The 18,633-nt window shown below is 55.2% G+C and carries 11 protein-coding genes; 5 read left to right on the plus strand and 6 right to left on the minus strand.

The window, feature by feature from the left end; genetic code table 11:
• Positions 1-204: 204 nt before the first annotated feature.
• A complete protein-coding gene (locus tag CA54_RS20350; protein WP_146372821.1) occupies positions 205-2,715 on the plus strand; it encodes a DUF1549 domain-containing protein in 2,511 nt (836 codons plus the stop codon).
• 322 nt (positions 2,716-3,037) lie between these two features.
• Here CA54_RS20350 and CA54_RS29540 read toward each other — a convergent pair whose 3' ends face one another.
• Positions 3,038-3,202: a hypothetical protein gene (locus tag CA54_RS29540; protein ID WP_197532664.1), complete on the minus strand. Its 165-nt coding sequence runs from the start codon at positions 3,200-3,202 to the stop codon at positions 3,038-3,040.
• A gap of 40 nt (positions 3,203-3,242) precedes the next feature.
• Between CA54_RS29540 and CA54_RS20355 the strand changes: the two genes are divergently transcribed.
• The 4 genes from CA54_RS20355 to CA54_RS20370 all read left to right on the plus strand — a co-directional run bounded on the left by CA54_RS20355 (position 3,243) and on the right by CA54_RS20370 (position 13,593).
• Positions 3,243-7,097, plus strand: coding sequence for a PPC domain-containing protein (locus tag CA54_RS20355; RefSeq protein ID WP_197532665.1), 3,855 nt, complete (start codon positions 3,243-3,245; stop codon positions 7,095-7,097).
• A 100-nt stretch (positions 7,098-7,197) separates the two neighbouring features.
• The gene (locus CA54_RS20360; protein WP_146372823.1) at positions 7,198-10,161 is read left to right on the plus strand and encodes a c-type cytochrome domain-containing protein; all 2,964 of its coding nucleotides are present in this window, start codon (positions 7,198-7,200) and stop codon (positions 10,159-10,161) included.
• Between the two features lie 215 nt (positions 10,162-10,376).
• The gene (locus CA54_RS20365) at positions 10,377-11,660 is read left to right on the plus strand and encodes a glucuronate isomerase (protein WP_146372824.1); all 1,284 of its coding nucleotides are present in this window, start codon (positions 10,377-10,379) and stop codon (positions 11,658-11,660) included.
• Between the two features lie 265 nt (positions 11,661-11,925).
• Positions 11,926-13,593, plus strand: coding sequence for a SpoIIE family protein phosphatase (locus CA54_RS20370; protein WP_146372825.1), 1,668 nt, complete (start codon positions 11,926-11,928; stop codon positions 13,591-13,593).
• A gap of 163 nt (positions 13,594-13,756) precedes the next feature.
• On the opposite strand, the gene CA54_RS20375 is transcribed toward CA54_RS20370, so the two are convergent.
• The 5 genes from CA54_RS20375 to gcvPB all read right to left on the minus strand — a co-directional run bounded on the left by CA54_RS20375 (position 13,757) and on the right by gcvPB (position 18,624).
• Positions 13,757-14,062, minus strand: a complete 306-nt coding sequence (locus CA54_RS20375) for a hypothetical protein (protein ID WP_146373414.1) — start codon at positions 14,060-14,062, stop codon at positions 13,757-13,759.
• A gap of 317 nt (positions 14,063-14,379) precedes the next feature.
• The gene (locus CA54_RS20380) at positions 14,380-14,577 is read right to left on the minus strand and encodes a hypothetical protein (protein WP_146372826.1); all 198 of its coding nucleotides are present in this window, start codon (positions 14,575-14,577) and stop codon (positions 14,380-14,382) included.
• Positions 14,578-14,962: 385 nt separating this feature from the next.
• Positions 14,963-15,958: an FHA domain-containing protein gene (locus tag CA54_RS20385; RefSeq protein WP_146372827.1), complete on the minus strand. Its 996-nt coding sequence runs from the start codon at positions 15,956-15,958 to the stop codon at positions 14,963-14,965.
• 460 nt (positions 15,959-16,418) lie between these two features.
• Positions 16,419-17,171 (minus strand): lipoate--protein ligase family protein, encoded by a 753-nt coding sequence (locus CA54_RS20390; RefSeq protein ID WP_146372828.1) that lies wholly within the window; start codon positions 17,169-17,171, stop codon positions 16,419-16,421.
• Complete coding sequence (gcvPB, locus tag CA54_RS20395; protein WP_146372829.1) at positions 17,164-18,624, minus strand: aminomethyl-transferring glycine dehydrogenase subunit GcvPB; 1,461 nt, start codon at positions 18,622-18,624, stop codon at positions 17,164-17,166. Before gcvPB ends, CA54_RS20390 begins: the two co-directional genes overlap by 8 nt.
• Between the last annotated feature and the right edge of the window lie 9 nt (positions 18,625-18,633).

Here is an 18,633-nt window from a genome sequence, read left to right on the forward strand (position 1 = left end):
CAACATATTTTGATTGGTATTCTTGACCTTACTGCACTGTCCACCTAATCGGCACGTTGAGTATTTTTTAACGATCACGAATCCCGCAAGGGTGTGTGTGAAATTTCAAATGACAAAGTAGCTTTTTAAAATTGGCTGTGCCACTACCGATTGCAAAGGATTCAAGCGGTGGGTTTCGATTCAAACCGACAGGGAGAGCAGAGAATGGACCGTTTCTGGCGCATTGCACTGGCTGCGTGGAGCATTTGTCTTTGGGCAGCTATCGCGGGAAGCGCATTGGCTGTCGAGGAAACCAAGTCATCTGGTTTGGGTGATCCCGGCCCGTTGACTGAACTCCGCGTCGAACCGAATATCGACGGCAAAGGGTTTGTCATCAATGGTCGCGATCGAAGTCAACAACTCTATGTGACCGGTCTGTTCGCCAGCGGGCAACAACACGACTTCTCCCGTAAAGTCACCTACAAGGCTGAGCCGGAAGGCATTGTTTCCATCAGCGATGATGGTTATGTCACACCGCTGGCCGACGGAAACGTGACCATTACGGCCTCGATCGAAGCGGGACAATCGGCGTCGCTCACTGGCACCGTCGCAGGCATTGCCAACGACCCGCCGATGAACTTCAAAAACCAGATCGTGCCGATTTTCACCAAACTCGGTTGCAACAGCGGAGGTTGCCACGGTAAAGCCAGCGGACAAAATGGTTTCAAACTTTCGCTCTTGGGTTTCTATCCCGATGATGATTACGAATTCTTGGTCAAAGAGGGACGCGGTCGGCGGCTAAATCCGGCTTCACCCGATGAAAGCTTGTTCCTCACCAAACCGGTCGGCAAATCACCGCACGGTGGTGGAAAACGGATGGAAGAGGACAGCCACGAATACCGGCTGATCGCTCACTGGATCGAGCAGGGCATGCCGTATGGGAATCCCGAAGACCCGGTCGTCACCAGCATCCAATGTTTGCCCACCGGTCGGGTCATGGATCGCGGCGCCGAGCAACAAATCACCGTCCTTGCCACTTACAGTGACGGAAGCACCGAAGATGTGACCCGCATGGCGCTGTTTGAAGCCAATGACACCGAGATGGCTGAAGCAGGTAAAACCGGCTTGGTGCGGTCACTCGATTTGAGCGGCGAAGTCGCCATCATGGCCCGTTATCAGGGACAAGTCTCCACGTTCCGCGCAACGATTCCATTGGGAGCCGATCTCGCCGATGTGCCTGAACCGACCAACTTCGTCGATGAAGCGGTGATGAACAAACTGAAGTTGCTGGGCATCCCGCCTTCAGGCACCGCCGACGACGCAACGTTTATCCGTCGTGCCTATGTCGACATCACTGGAGAAATCCCAACCGCGGAAGAAGTCCGCCAATTTCTGGCCGACAGCGATCCGGAAAAACGTAATAAAGTGATCGATCGTTTGGTGGACAGTCCCGGCTACGCCGATTTGTTCGCCAACAAATGGAACATGGTCCTGCGTAACAAACGTCGCGGAGCTACGGACCAAAAAGGGACGTACGCCTTTTATCGCTGGATTTGGAACAGCCTGTACGAAAACAAACCCTACGATCAATTCGCCCGCGAAATATTGACCGCTTCGGGCGACATGGACCACAATCCGCCCGTCGTCTGGTATCGCGAAGTCAGTAAGAACAACGAACAGGTCGAAGACACGGCGCAATTGTTCCTCGGTTTGCGGATTCAATGTGCCCGTTGCCATCACCACCCATTCGAACGCTGGAGCCAAAACGACTATTACAGCTTGTCCGCATTTTTCTCACGCGTGGGCAACAAAAAATTAGCAAACGATGCAAGTGCCGCCCGCGACCGCCGTATCTTCCACAACGAAGGGGTCGCTACCGCGAAGAATCCCCGCAACGGCACGAAACTGAAGCCGGCTGGTTTAGGGGTTCCGGCGTTTGAAATCCCCGCCGACCGCGATCCACGCCACTATCTCGTGGACTGGATGGCCGCCAAAGATAACCCGTTCTTCGCCAAAGCCATCGTCAATCGCTATTGGAAGCATTTCTTCGACCGCGGCATTGTCGAGCCGGAAGACGACATGCGGGAAACTAATCCACCGTCGAATCCCGAATTGCTGGACAATCTGGCACAACAATTCATTGAGAACAACTTCGACCTGAAATGGCTGGTCCGGACAATTTGTAAGTCCAACACCTACCAACTCAGTGCGATCCCCAACGATTACAATCTCAAAGACAAGCAAAACTTCTCACGGTATTATCCCCGCCGGCTGAAGGCCGAAGTCTTGTACGATGCACTGCATCAGGTGACCTCTACCACACAAGGCTACAAAGGGCTTCCCGCCGGAACATCGGCGTTGCAGTTGCCCGATCCGTCGGTCGGCACCTATTTCCTCAAGGTCTTTGGCCAACCGCAGGGCGAAACGGCTTGCGAATGTGAACGTTCACAGGAAGCCAACTTGGCGCAAAGCCTGCACTTGCTCAACAGCAGCGAAGTCCAGGGGAAAATCTCCAATGCTTCCGGACGTGCGGCCGTTTTGGCCAAGGATAAGGAAACGAGCGACGAGCAGAAGATCCAAGAATTGTACCTGTCGGTCTATTCACGGGCTCCCCAGGAAGATGAATTGAAAATTGCCCTGGCGCATATTGCAAAGCATGAAAAAGAGAAGCAAATCGCCTTCGAGGACATCATTTGGGCGTTGGTGAATACCAAGGAATTCTTGTTCAATCACTAATGTCGATTTGACAATCCCCCAAACGCCTCACGGCCGGTCACTCCCATGTGCCCGGCCGTTTTTTTGTGGCCCTGAAATGCGAGGTTCAACGTCTGGTTGGATTGCGCCGCAACGACCCCGAAACTTTGCGCAAACGGGGCAAATCCCGGTCGTTTTCCTTTTCATTCGACCCGCTTATCCGTTAAAATTTAATCACAGAACGAGCCGTTCTTGGACGGACAGCGGACTTCGGAGGGGGACTCTCGAGTTCGCTGGTTTTGCCCAAGCGGCGACACTCCGGCAGCGACGACTTACAGAACACACCACGACTGCAGGTAATGCATCACATTTTCGATGTCGCCTGTTCCCGCCTTAGACTCCTACCGGCAGTTTCATGTGAGAATTGAAATCTCAACATGAGGGCCGCATCGACCTCGCTACTCATGTCGCCATAACGACTCAAGTGCGACGTTTTCATCACGACCATCCACAACCGTACGTTGGCCATGCTGACCCACCTTGCCAACGAGTGTGAAGGACTTCCGACCATGCGAAATAATCGTAGCCTTCTCCTGGTTTCGCCGCGATTTCGATCGCGCCGATTCGCTTCGCTTATCTTGGCGGGCTGCACGCTGGTCATGCTGGCCAATATGTCACACGCGCAATTGCCGCAAAACCGGATGTATGCCATCTTCCCTCCCGGCGGACAAGCCGGTGCAAAAGTCGATCTCACGATCACCAACTCCGCCGACGGAGACGAAGTCAGCGGGTTGTATTTCTCGCATCCCGGTATCTCAGCTGAGCAAAAGACCCAGGTCGTCAACGGCCGCGAAGTCCCTGTCGCCAATCAGTTTCAGATTCGCATCGACGAAAAAGTTCCGCCGGGAGTTTACGACGTCCGCTCGTCCGGCCTGTTCGGCATGAGCAATCCCCGGACGTTTGTGGTGGGCACCCACGGCGAAGTCCAAGAAGCCGAAGCCAACAATACGCCCGAGACCGCCACAGCAATTCAGCAAGGCGCCGTCGTCAATGCCCGCAGCAATGCTGCCGGCGACATCGACTTTTTCAAATTCCCCGCCACCAAGGGGCAACGGCTCATCATCGAATGCCGCGCCAAGCGGATCGATTCTCGCATGGACGCCACGTTGGAGCTTTACGATCCCAACGGCCGCCGTGTTGCCTTTAGCCGTAATGAAATGCGCGGCGACCCGCTGATCGATTATACGATCCCCGCCGATGGTGAATATCTGCTCCGTGTCTATGATTTCTTGTATCAGGGAAACAACGACTACATTTATCGTTTGCTCGTGCATGCGGGTCCGCATATCGAGTTTGTGTTGCCCCCCGCGGGAGTCCCGAATACGACCGGCGAGTTTACACTGTACGGCCAAAACTTACCCGGCGGACAACCCTCGGGAATGGTTGTAAGCGGCAGTGAGTTGGAGAAACTGGCTGTCAAAATCCCAGTCCCAGCCGACCCCACCGAGTTGCAACCAGGGACTTACCTCCAACCTTATGAAGCCTCCGTCGATGGTTTCAGCTACCGTCTTGACACGCCGCAAGGCCCCACGAACTCGGTGTTGATTCAATTCGCACGATCAGCTGCTCAACTCGAAGCCGAGCCGAACAACGAAGCGGCACAGGCCACAAAAATCACCGTCCCCGGCGAAGCAGCAGGGCAGTTCCAAGCTCGCAACGACGTGGACTACTATCAGTTCGAGGCGAAAGCCAAGGCGGTGTATTGGATCGAAGTCTTCGGACAACGCATCGGCTCCACGGTGGATCCGATGCTGATCATCGATCAGGTCACGCTCGACAAAGATGGCAAAGAAACCGTCAAGCGGCTGACTGCGCAGGATGACGTGGGAACGAACCTGGGTTCACAAGGATTCGATACCCGTACCGACGACCCGGCCTTTCGCTTTGTGGCTCCGGCCGATGGGATTTATCGCATTCAGGTCCGCGACCGTTACTTCGAAAGCCGTGGCGATCCGCGGTTGGTCTATCGCATTGAAGTCCGCAACGAAGATCCTGATTTTCGTTTGGTCGCGCTCCCGCGTCCCCCAGTATTAGCCGCCAATGCCGCCGGACTGCCGGCAACTTGGGACTTGGCGTTGCGAAAAGGGGATCACACCGAACTTGAAGTCCTCGCCTTTCGCCAGGATGGTTTTAAAGGCGCGATTGACGTCACCGTTGCTGGATTGCCGGCGGGGGTCACCTGTCCCGTTGCCACCATCGGACCGGGGCAGAACTCGACGCGGCTGATGTTCACATCAACTGAAGATGCTTCGAAATGGATGGGACCGATTCAAATCGTCGGCAAAGTTCGCAAGAATGATCCCGCCGCATTAAAAGCGGAACGGGATGCGCGAACGGCACTCGACAAGTTGGCCAATTCGCTTCCAGCAACGCAGCAAACTGCAGACACCGCGACCGCTGCGTTAACCACAGTGCAAAAAACGCTCGCCGAACAACTCAAAAAGAACGAAGCCGCCGCCACTCTCGCCAAGCAAACCACTGATGCGGCCGCCGCCTCGAAAACGGCACTCGATACCGCCGCTGCAAAGTTGGCATCCGCGCAACAAGCCGTTGCTGCCACCAGTACTGCCGTAGAAGCAACATCGAAGACATTCGTTGAAGCGGCCGTCGCCAAAGCCACGGCGGACCGGCAAGCTGCCGAGACGGTGAAAATGTCTTCCCAAGCCGTGGTGGACAAATTAGCCGCGCAACAGGCCAAAGATGCTGCCGCTGAGGCCGCCGCGGACAAGCGAATCATCGATGCTGCCGTCGCCGCCAAATTGGCCGCCGATGCGCAGGTCGCCGCGACAGCTGCATTTGAAACCGCGATCACAGCAAAGAACAAAGCAGTTGCCGACAAGGCTGCCGCCGAAACGGCGCTGACCGCCGGTAGTGAAGAACACAAAAAAGCGACCGAAGCCTATGCCGTCGCAATGAAGGCCGCGACCGATGCTGCCGCTGTCGCCGCGAAAGAAACTGCCGCGAAAACCGCTGCGGAACAGGCTGTCGCTCAAGCGAATGAGAAATCACAAAAAGCGACGGCCGCCTTGACTGAGGCGAAAAAACAAATGGCCGCCGCCGAAACCGCTTGGACAACGGCCAAACAAAACCTCGACGCCAAAGCCCAACAAATCGCCCGTGTTGCTCGCGGCGGTACGATTGTGTGGAGCGGAAACCAAACGTTAACCGCCGCTGCACGTGTCGCCCGAAACACCACGCTGGCCGTCCTCAAGGAACCGGCGCCATTCGAAATCAACACCGACATCACCGATGCCACGGTGAGCCAAGGTGCCCAGCTCTTGATTCCTGTCAAACTGGCAAAGCGGGCCGGGTTTGACAACAAAGTCGATTTAACGATTGAAGGCATGCCCAAAAATGTCGACGTTGATAAACAAGCGATCGCGAAGGGAAAAGCTGAGCAACTTCTACGAGTGTTTGTGAAGGACAACGTGGCCCCGGGGAAATATACCCTGCACTTGCGTGGGCAGGGTCAGGTCTCCTACAGCCGCAATCCCGATGCGGTGAAACGTACTGAAGAGGAAAAACAAACCGCTATCAAAGCAGCCACTGTGGCCGCAGCTCTGGTTAAAAAAACGGGAGAAGAGAAAACCGCGGCTGACAAACAGGCCACCGAGGCACAAGCCGCCGCGACCAAAGCGGGGGAAGCATTGGTGGCCGCAGATGTCGCCATCGTTGCAGCCAAACAAGCTGTCGAAGCGGCCACCGCCGAGAAGGCGAACGCCGACAAATCGGAATCCGACGCTGCCGCCCAAGAGGCTGCTGCTAAAAAATTGGCCGAAGCTCAAGCCGCGCTTGAGAAAGCCCAAGCCGATCGAGTCACCGCCGATCAACAAGCGACAACCGCCAGCGACGCCTTTACCAAAGCACAAGCCGCTAAAAACAACGCCGATCGCGCCGCCGCCGAAGCAGCCGCCACAGCCAAGACAGCCGAAGCGGTCAAAAAGGCTGCCGAAGCCGCTGCCGCCGCCGCAGTCAAAACGGCAAAAGCGGCCAACGTCAACGTGTTTACACCCTCCAATTCGATCACTGTTACCGTTAAGCCGGCTCCGCTGACGATAAAAGCTCCCGCTCCGAACAAGGGAGCCGTCAAACGTGGTGGCGAGGTGAAAATCCCGGTCACGATCGCTCGTAAAAACGGGTTCACCGGACCAGTGACTTTGAGCCTCACGCTGCCGCCCGGCGTGACCGGACTGACAGCTCCGACAGTCACCATTCCGGCAGATAAGAAAGACGGTGAGTTCGTGATTAAAACCACGGCCGACACCACGGAAGGCAAACTTGCCAATATCGTTATCCAAGCCAGTGCGATTTTTGACGGCGAAACGTTCGTCGACAGCCCGCTGGAACTGACCGTTAGCAAATGATCCCCGGCAAACACCGGGGTGGTGGATTCAATAATACGTTGTGAATGACTGGGGCGATTCTCTCGGCCCAATCTTGCACAGAAAATGTGGAGTGCATTCGATGCGAAAACAGTTTTGTCGATCGACGCTGATTGCTTGCGGATTTGTGTTTCTCTCCTCTTCGCTAGTATTCGCCGAAGACGAGAAACCGGAAAAAGGGCAAACGATCAAACCGGCTGAGGTCAAACTCGACCGGCCCGTCGACTTCGACGAGGACATTCTGCCGATCCTCGAAGAGAAGTGCATCGCCTGCCATAACTTGGCCGATGCCGAAAACGATCTCAGCTTAGAAGACGTGCCCAGCATTCTCAAAGGGGGAAAAGCAGGCCCCGCTGTTGTCGCCAAAGATCCTGACAAAAGCCTGTTGTATAACGTCATCGCACGCACCGGCAAACCCGCCATGCCGCCCCTTCCCAACAGCATCGGCGCCGAAGTGTTCACGCCCGAGGAACTGGGCTTGTTGCGACTTTGGATTTCCGAAGGGGCCCAAGCCGGCGGGGGCGGGACTATGGAGGAGATCCAATGGCGTCCGCTTCCCTCGGGTTTGAACCCGATTTATAGCGTCACACTTTCCGCTGACGGTCAATTCGCCGCTTGCGGACGCGCCAATCGCATTGTTGTTTATCACCTTCCGTCTCAACAACAAATCGCCGAACTGACCGACCCCGCATTGCTGGATGTCCAGTTCGACGGCAAACCGATGTATCAGCCCGGTGCATCGCATCGAGATTTTGTCCGCTCATTGGCGTTCAATGACGACGGCACACTGTTGGCTTCGGGCGGATTTCGTACGGTCAAACTTTGGCAACGGCCCCGCGACGTGGTGAAATTCAACATCGAGACCGCTGCAGCCGATGCGGTTGCCATCAGCCCCGATGGAAAATGGTTGGCCACCGGCGGCGCCGACAAATCAGTCAAACTCTTTAACCTGGCCGATGGCTCGCCCGGTGCTGTTCTCAACGGAGCAGGGGATCGGATCACCGGTGTACTGTTCTCTGCCGACTCATCCAAAGTCATTGCCTCGTCATTAGACAAAACCATTCGCCTCTGGAACCTCGCCGACGCCGCTGCAGCTGGGCAGATCACTTCCCCCACAGCCGTCAACGACATCGCACTGAACAAAGACGGCACGCAGATTATCTCCGCCGATGCGGACAACATGATCCGCGTCTGGCCGGTCCCCGCCGATGCAAGTGCTGCTGTTACGGCAGCCGCTAAGGAAATCAAAGGGCATGAGAAACCGGTCACCGCTGTCGCGCTGATCACTCCCGCCGGCGATAAACTCCTTTCCGGTAGCGACGATGGAACCGTGCGAGTTTGGAATCTCGCCGATGGAAAACAACTTCAATCAATGGCCCATGCCGCTCCAGTCACAGATGTTGCCGTGCGGCCCGATGGCGGGCGATTTGTATCGACCGGGGGCGCATCAGCAAAACTTTGGAATCCCGCCGATGCCAAATTGGTCGCAGAATTAAAAGGCGAATACCGCTCTGCCCGAGTCGTTGCCCAGCGGACCGGAGACAAATCGATCGCCAAATCGTTGCTTGCCGGAGCGAAAAAGGAAATTGAAACCCGCGAGAAAACGGTGACCACCACAGCGGAAGCGCAAACCAAGGCTAAGACGGCTCAAGAAGAAGCGGCCAAGAAAATCCCCAATGCCCAAGCCGCCGCCAAGAAAGCCGCCGACGCCAAAGCCGCCAACGACAAAAAAGTGGCCGACGCCCAAGCTGCGGTGAAAGCGGCCGAGGAAGCCAAGAAGACCGCCGAAGATAAAGCGGCCGCTGATAAAGTGATTGCCGATGCAACGGCCGTACTCAAAGCCGCACAAGCCGAACAGAAAAAAACAGACAAAGCCGCCACAGACACCGCGGCCGCTGCCAAAAAAGTAGTCGATGCAGACGCCGCTGCCAAAAAGGCCTTTGCCTCGGCGGAGCGTGCTTCGCAACGCGCCGTTAAAAAACTCGAAGAGGCCAAAGCTGCCCATGCTGATTTGGACGTGGCGCATAAAGCGGCCGAGAAAACCTTGGCCGAGGCAACTGCCGCCGGAGCTGCCTTGGTTAAGGGTGTTCGCGGGGCTGTCTTCTCTACCGACAACAAAACGCTGATCACCGTCAGTGACAACAACACAGTGCAAACCTGGAATGCGGAATCCGGAACCGCACTGGAATCATTCAATGGGCATCAAGGCCCCGTCACCGCGGTCGCCCTGACCGCCACCGGCGACATCGTCTCGGCCTCAGCCGATAACACGGTCAAAGTCTGGGACCGCAATCCCAGTTGGAAAATCGTAGGACGCCTCGGTGCCTCGGCCGAGGAGCCGCTCAATATCAGTCAATCCCCCTTCGCCGATCGCATACTGGCGTTGGACTTTAGTTCCGATGGTTCAAAACTAGCCACGGGTGGAGGCGAACCCTCTCGGAGCGGTGAGTTGATGATCTGGGATGTCGCCAAGCAAACGCCGCTGACAACTTTCGTCGATGCCCATAGCGATACCGTGTTCGGCGTCGAGTTTTCTCGCGACGGCCGTTATCTGCTCTCCGGGGCGGCTGACAAGTTTGCCAAAATTTTTGACGTCGAATCCGGCAAGCCGTTCAAATCATTCGAAGGGCATACGCATCACGTCTTGGGCGTCGCCTGGCGTGCCGATGGATTAATCTTCGCCAGCGCAGGAGCCGACAACGCCATCAAAGTCTGGGACGTGACATCCGGCGAACAAAAACGGACAATCGGCGGTTATTCCAAACAGGTGACGTCTCTGCACTTCATTGGGCTGGGATCCAACATCGTCAGTAGCGGTGGCGACAAGACGGTGCGTTATCATAAAACGGACAACGGTCAGAACTTCCGCAGTTTCGCCGGGGGGACCGACTACATGTACAGCGCCGATGCCACCGCCGACGAAACCGTTGTCGTTGCCGGGGGTGAAGACGGTGTGCTGCGGATTTGGAATGGTGCCGACGGCAAGGTGATCATCAATTTCGATCCCCCCAAACCGCCCGCGGACAATACTCAGGCCAAAAAATAGCGAGATAAGCGACCGCGGCAACTCGCGTTTCCCTTGAACGAATAACTTGAAACCGCCACACTGCACCGACGCGCAGTGTGGCGGTTTCGTTTTTTAAAACGTTTCAAAACCCACTGAAGCGTCGCGGCGACATTCTTGCCTTTATGTCTGACGCAACCGCACGCGAGATTGGAATCTGGTTTTTGTAGCCCCATGTGGAAAGTACGACCTCGACGATGTCTCAAGAACTCATTCAACGGCTGACCGCGGAATTGGAAACGATTCCACTGATCGATCCCCATTCCCATATCAACCCCCACTCTGCCGCCTCAACGACGCTCGCGGACATCATGGGGTATCACTATTACACCGAATTGGCCCACTCCGCCGGACTACCCAAAGCCCATATCGAAGAGCCCAATCTGGATCCCAAGGAAAAAGTCGCCCGACTCGTTCCAAAACTTGCCGAGTTGGATAACACCGCGCAGTACAGTTGGCTGGTGGAGATGTGCCAATCCTTTTTCGACTTCCAAGACGAAAACGTGACGGTCGATAACTGGGAATCTCTCTACGACACCGCCGCTGCAAAAATGGCCGAACCGGATTGGGAAGACCAAGTCCTCAAGAAAAGCGGTCTAGAACAGGTGTTCCTCACCAACGATTTCGACGACCCGCTGGAAGGATTCGATACGCACCGCTACGTCCCCTGCCTGCGGACCGATGATTTGGTGTTTCATCTCACCAAACCACAAACCCGGGAACGGTTTCAAAAGGCAACAGGAGTTGAAATATCCGATGCCGCGAGTGTCGTCGACGGGATTGGCAAACTCTTTGAGCACTTCACAAAGAACGGCGCGCGAGCCTGTGCAATTTCATTGCCGCCTGATTTCTCACCACGCCAAGTGTCCGACACCGATGCCAATGGAGCTATCGCCGCCTTAGTCTCTGGCGACGAATTGCCTGCTGACCAGTCGGAATCGTTGAGTTGCTTTGTGTTTTGGACATTGGCCGAAAAATGCGCGGAGTTCAAATTACCATTCGATTTGATGATCGGGGTAAACCGCGGCGTTTATGCCGATGGCGTATTCCAGGGGCAAGACTTGTATGACAAACGGACGTCGTTGATCAATTACCGTGCGTTGTTTAATGCCTTTCCCCAAGTGACCTTTCCCGTCTCGGTACTGGCCCACACCAGCAACCAAGAACTGGTGAGTTACAGTTGGATTTTCCCGAATGTGGTCACCAACGGACATTGGTGGTACTCCAACATACCAGTCTATATCGAGCACGATTGCCGTAGTCGTCTGCAGGCGGTCCCCAAGACCAAACAGATCGGCTATTACAGCGATATGTACAAGTTAGAATTTGGGCTGCCGAAGTTCGCAATGTACCGCCGGATCTTGGCCTCTGCTTTGGCGGGTGATTTCGTCATCGGTCGCGGCTGGTCCGAATCGCGCGCCGCGGAATTGGGCCAACTGGTCCTGCGGGGGAACGTCGAAAGCATTTTCAACGTCGGTTGACGCTGGTCAGCCCTCTCAAAATGATTCGGAAATCGGTTACGCTCTGCGATCTTTTTACGGGCTGATTAACTGCCTGTTGCATGCGGCTGCGCCGAAGCTTAGAATCGAGAAACATCGGTGCAGGGCAGCTGCAGCTTGCGCCGAGGTCCGTGAAAACCGTTATATTGGCCGGAAATTGAATAGAGAATCACGTTCTGCGTGGATCCCTCCGGCTTTGATTCGATAGTTTCTGTTTTTGCCCTCCTCAATTACGATCATATCCGCCATGGCGTCCCTGGTTTTGCTCAAGGGTGGTGAAGCCCTCGAATATCAACTGTCCGACAGTGAATGCACGATCGGGCGGCATCCCGACTGCGCGATCCAACTCGATTCCAATATGGTCTCGCGACATCACGCGCGAATTGTTCCACGGGATGACGCCTTTTTCCTCGAAGATTTGGGCAGCGGCAACGGCACGCTCATCAATGGCAAGCGTGTGTTGGAACCGGTTGCCCTCTGCGACGATGACCGCATCAAACTTGGCCCGTTGCTGTTGCGGTTCCAGGACACAGCCTCCCCGCGAACCGGCGAACCGGTCCCTGCGTTTGACCTGGATATCACCGGCGAAGAGGATGATGACGATGATCCGGGAACGATCATGGGGACCATCACCTCCAAAGGTCTGTTCGGCCAGTTGGAGGTACGCCCCGAAGCCAAGCTGGATGCCATTTTGCAAATCAGCAGCAGTTTGGCGGGCACGGTCGACTTGGATTCCCTGTTGCCCAAAATCCTCGACACGTTGTTCACAGTGTTCCCCCACGCCGATCGGGGCGTGGTCATGCTTAAGGATCCCGTCCGCGGCAACATGATTCCCAAGGCGATCAAACATCGTCTGGACGAACAAGACGAGTCGGTGAAGATCAGCCGCACAATTTTAAACAAAGTCCTTGCGGAAAAGACCGGGATTCTCTCAGCCGATGCGGCTACCGATGTGCGTTTCGAGGCCAGTGAATCGATTTCTAACCTGACGATTCGCTCGATGATGTGCGTACCGCTATTGGGGTTGGACGGTGAGCCCATGGGCGTGATCAATATCGATACGCAAAACCCTTTCAACCAATTCAAAAATGAGGACTTAGAGTTGCTGATGGCGGTCGCCGGCCAGGCAGCGCTTTCCTACGACAACGCGCGTTTGCTAGTTTCCCATATGGAGAAGGAAAAGCAAGACGGCGAAATGTCGATCGCCCGCAGCGTGCAAAAATCGTTGTTGCCCGAACAAATGCCGGATATCCCCGGCTATCAGTTCTATGCATCGTACGAGGCGGCTCAAGCAGTCGGCGGAGATTACTTTGACGTGATTCGCCTCAGTGACCGCAAAATCTGTTTGGCATTTGGCGACGTCGCCGGCAAGGGCGTGCCGGCATCGTTGGTGATGTCGCGTCTCTCCAGCGCGGTGCAAAGCACGATGCAATTTGTCTCCGACGGAGTGGATGCCGTAAACCGCATCAACAATCACATGTGCAATCGCGCCTGCGAAGGGCGATTTGTCACATTTGTGCTCACGATCATTGACTTAAAGACCAACAAAATGCAGGTCGTCAATGCCGGGCACATGTCTCCCATCATTCGCAAGACCGACGGCAGTTACGAGGAATTCCCCGAAGATGCGATCGGCGTGCCGATTGGTGTGCTCGAGGACTTTGAATTCAAAGCCACCAACCGGACGATTGCGCCGGGAGAAACCGTTGTGATCTATACCGACGGCGTGAGCGAGGCGATGGACCACGACAGTACGCTCTACGGGCTCGATCATCTGCGGGAATTTGTCTGCCAAGGGCCGGCTGATCCGGCGGAATTGGGACAGATGATCCTTGCGGATGTGAAACGGCATGCGAATGGACGTCCGCAAAATGACGACATCACGCTGATGAGTTTCGGCCGCTTAAGTCACTAAAACCAGTTTCAAAACCCTCTGGCGCATCTCACTTACACGGATCTGTAAGTTTCGAGAACAAGCGCAAACGAGTTTTGAATCTGGTTTTTGGTGACCACAACTCCCGCCGTGCGAATCCATTGTCATGGCCCGATCGCCGGCGGGGCGGACTTGTGTGCAGACATTAGTCGCGGTTATAGCCCAGTCCTCGGACGACTTCGAGAACTTCGCTCCACGTGGGAAATTGACGGCCGCTGCTCCGCTTGTATTTGTCCATAGCCTTCATGAATTCAATTTCGTCATCCGTATAGTCTCGTTCGCAAGTGGTCGGATCGATTTGACGGCGACGCTCCACTTTCGGACGCGAAGTTTTCGCAGCGACGGCCGTTCCCGCTGCATCATTTTCCCCGCTAGGTTGATCGGCTTTGAGCACTTTGTTCACACGTCGGTCAACTTTAGAATCCGCATCCATTTTGCTGTAAGCCACCATCGGCACCGCCTCTTGTCTTAGGGAATGTTCACAAGAATCGTCCTTGAATAACGCGCGTTCGCCTCGCGTCGTCTTTTTCACCAGCTCGTCCCGAGCCTCTGTGCTACAGAACTATACACCCTCAAATCGATGATGTTGCCAAAAAGCGACGCGATGTAGATTTCCGACTACGTTATCGGTACGAATCGGTGGAACTTTCGCGATCCGATAAAGTTGCCGGATAATTCTGGTGGGCCGAATGTAACGGTTATTGCAAATCAATTTCCCACGAAATGATGGCTGCAGCGGACTGTGCACCAGCGCACCGCTACAATTCGCTAAGACTTCGTCGATTCCTTGGCGATGGCACGTGCTGCGCGATAAGCGTGACGAACCGTGAAAATCCGGGCTTCGATCTGTTCCTCACCGTAATACTTGCCATGCTCACTAGTCGGCAAACCAGCCAATGCGAGGGTGAGCGGCAATAGGTCGAGAAACTCTTGATACTTGTGTTGGGTATCAGAAGTATTCGGCATGCGATGATCTCCATACGATTGGGGAGTCAAAATGGATGAACGCGTACGGGCGCAATCGGCGATCCGCGATTCCAGCAAGCAGACAAGATTCGGAATCCGGCGGCGCGCGATCACCGGGCAATTAAGCCGAATGGTCGGGATATCGCATCGACCGACGCGCCCGACGACTGATCGCGATACCACACAACAGAGGATCGCAACGAATCGTCATTATACGCCGAACGAGTCGCGGACTCCATGCGAAAGATTCGCCTGCCATGGATCTTCAGCGAATTTGGCCCCCGACAAGCGGTAGGCATACTCGGGAAAATCCTAGCTTCCCCAGGAAGGGCGACCCGAGCCATTGCGGGTCTCGCCCATTCTTGCATCCACGTCCTCGCTGAGGTTATTGCCCCAGCGGTCGGTGCGTGTACTGACGGATAATATCCGCAGCGGCAGTCCGAGGGTCAATTTCAGTAGAAGCCGCTGCCGGTTTTTCATCGGATTTTGCACTAGCCGGCTCGACTGCGCCCGTTTCTTCGGGGTTAGGCAACCGTACGTCCATCTCGTCAATTGTCGGCTGTTTTTCCGCGGCAGGCGGCTCAGCGGCAGGTGGCGGCGACGCTTCTTGCGGCGGATGCTGTTGCGGTGCCATCTGCACTGGTTGCGGATATTGCGGAGGATACTGCTGCGGCATCATTGGCATTTGCTGCCCGTATTGTTGCGGCATCATCGGCATCTGCTGAGGATACTGCATAGGATACTGCTGCGGCATCATCGGCTGTTGATACTGCGGCATCATCATCGGCTGTTGATACTGCTGAGCCGGGGCAGGGGGTGCCTCTGGCGGTGGCGCGTTTTCGCTCCCACCACGGGGGGGAATTGAGACCGTATCGTCGCCATAAACCGCTGAAGGCGTCTCGTAAGCGGTGTCCTCGTTCATGGCCGGTAACGTGATTGTTTCCTGGGACAAAACGCTATCGTCTTGTGCGGGCGTCTCAGAGGGTCGCGAAGCAGGAGGCGGGGTGTCATTCGATGTGAATGCGTCCGTTTCCAGCAAAGCAGCGTCTGCCAGTATGTCCTCATTGCTAACCGCAGGGGCGTCGACATCGCGTACGGAAACTTCAAATAACAGCTTCCCGATCGCCAATTTGTCGCCGTCTTTGAGAACAACCTGCCCTTGAATCCGTTCTGAATTCACGTATGTCCCATTCGTGCTGCCGAGATCACGAATTCGCACAGTGTATTCGTCCACAGTCAGCACACAGTGGTGCCGACTGATCAGGTCATTGTTGGGTCGCAAATGGCAATCCTTTTCCCGTCCGATGAGAAACTTCTTCATCGTCAACGGAATCACTTTGCCTTGTTGCTTGCCGCCAATGACTTTCATTTCCGCTTGCATGTGTGGAATCACTCCGCCAATAGATTGATCGGTAAAGCCAAAGGAATCGGGCGATGCGCTTAAGAGGTAGATGACGATTCACGTCATAGCGACGCGACCGATATCAGGTTTGTGCACCCTTAGCAACGACTGCGAAATGGGCGACTGTCGCCCTCGGTGACTTCCCCTTTTCCTCCTGGGGGATAACCCTCGTTCACGGTTCGTTGAGCGAACGTCGCTCAACTGCGTTACTAAGTAAAACCAACTAGAAGTGACGTGCAGTACGAAAAAGAAATGCAATAAAATCAGATATATCGCCAAAGTACCAGTACCAATCCAAATTGTCAAACAAAACATCTCAAAACCACGTAAAACTTTGGGATACGTCCGACGTTTTCAATAATTAATCACACTAGAAATTACGGGAAAATACCAAGGAATTCGCGCTACTCCATCGAAATCTAAAAAAATTAAAAAGTTGTCATTGCGCGAAGCTTCCATCAGTTTTGTATCGGTTTTGCTGAAGTTTTGCGGCCATCTCCAATGTGTTTTTTGGTGCAGCGTCCAAATATCTTGCTTCTCCAAATAGTTCGGCGACTGAAATGGCCAACTTTTGGACCAACCCTTGGCCCTGCGAACACTTCAAACCCAAATCATGGAGGCCCGGCAAGTCCCCGGCATGGGGTGAGGATGCCATCAGCAGACTGCCGTGCTGTAATACGGCGCCGCGACGACGACGCTGTGCGCTGCCGAGGACCTTATGCTGACCAATCAGCACATCATTGGCATCTCCCCGCTGAAAGCAGAGAAATGAGTCGTCAGCGAATGCAGCCGTTGAGCCTCGCCTTTGAGACATAACCCCCAATTCAGCCAATACACCGATGATCCGGTCATGGACCGCTGCGTACAACTCGGGGGGATTGCGCGCTCTGGGATGCTGTGTTGGAACCACGACCGAGTAGGTCCACTCGTGGTGATGCAAAATCGCGCCGCCGCCGGAGAGACGCTTCACGACCGGCAAGCTGCGGAGCTCGGCAGGGATTTCGCGATCTTGGAAGTAACCCAGTGACACAGTCGGCTCAGACCATCGGTACCATCTCAGCCAACATTGCCCCTCATTCGCCCCCGACTCCAACAATGCCTCATCCAACGCCATATTCCACGTCCCGGTTTGCGGCGCATTTTGTACCAGCACTTGGCAAACGGTTGTCGGGGATGCCGCGGGATCATTCACAAGTGGGCGTCCATCTCAGGTTGGGTTGGCGGGCGGCTTTGACGTCATCGGGACGGCGAACCGGCGTGGTGTGCGGAGCCGCATGCACATAGTCGGCATCTTCTTCTGAAATGGCCAAGATCGCCGCCGCGAATGCATCGAGCGTTTCTTTCGATTCGGTTTCCGTCGGTTCCACCATCACCGCTTCGGGAACGACCATCGGAAAGTAGACCGTCGGGGCATGGAAACCGTAATCCAGCAACCGCTTGGCGATGTCCATAGCCGTGATCCCTTTTTTCGTCGCCAACGATTTGGCTGTGGCGACGAATTCGTGCATGCAACGATCCCCCTGCGGGACCGGCAAGACTCCCTTCAATTTTGCCAGCAGATAGTTTGCATTCAGGACAGCATTTTCAGAGACCTCGCGCAGCCCCTGTGCACCCAGCGTGCGTAGGTAACAATATCCGCGTAGCAGGATGCCGACATTGCCGAAGAAACTCCGCACTCGGCCAATGGATTTGGCCGGCTGCTCGAGTTGAAATTCTCCGGTGTCATTTTTGGCGACAACAGGTCCGGGCAAATATTCCGCTAAAAAATCACGGACGGCAATCGGTCCCGAACCGGGTCCGCCTGCGCCGTGTGGACCGGTGAAGGTTTTGTGCACGTTGTAGTGCATCATGTCGCCGCCGAAATCGCCGGGACGCGTGATGCCCAAAATCGCATTCATGTTTGCGCCGTCAATGTATACCAAGCCCCCCGCGGCATGGACCATCTCGGCAATGGTACCAATCTCGCGTTCAAACATTCCCAACGTGTTGGGATTGGTGATCATGAACACGGCGGTCTGATCGTCTAACTGTTCTTTGAGCAAATCGAGATCAACAAACCCCTTGTCTGTGCTGGGCAATTGCACGCATTCGAAGCCGGCGATGTTCGCACTCGCCGGGTTCGTGCCATGGGCACTATCGGGGAAGAGCACCTTGGTTCGTTTTTCACCGCGATCACGAAAATACGCCGCCGCGACCAAAAGCGCCGCCAATTCCCCTTGCGCTCCGGCCGCCGGTTGCAGCGAGACGGCTGGCAATCCCGCAATTTCGGCCAACATCTCCTGGGTTTCGAACAGCATCTGCAACATGCCTTGCGACGAATGCGCTGTGGCATAGGGGTGCAAGTCGACCAACCCGGGCAGCGCCGCCAAGCGTTCGTGCCGCTTGGGGTTGTACTTCATCGTACAACTCCCCAACGGATAAAAATGCGTGTCGACCGACATGTTCAGCGTCGACAGATTCACATAGTGGCGAATCACTGCCGGCTCGGTCACTTCCGGCAATTCAGGTAACGATTTGGACCGCTGAGCGGCGGGAATCATTTCATCCAATGCGCCTTCAGGAACATCCGATGCGGGAAACGTTATTCCGCGTCGTCCCGGATGCGATTGGTCGAACAGCAATTGCGTGGCTTGTGTATTACGCATGTTTGAGAT

The organism is Symmachiella macrocystis (assembly GCF_007860075.1).
Classification (GTDB): domain Bacteria; phylum Planctomycetota; class Planctomycetia; order Planctomycetales; family Planctomycetaceae; genus Symmachiella; species Symmachiella macrocystis.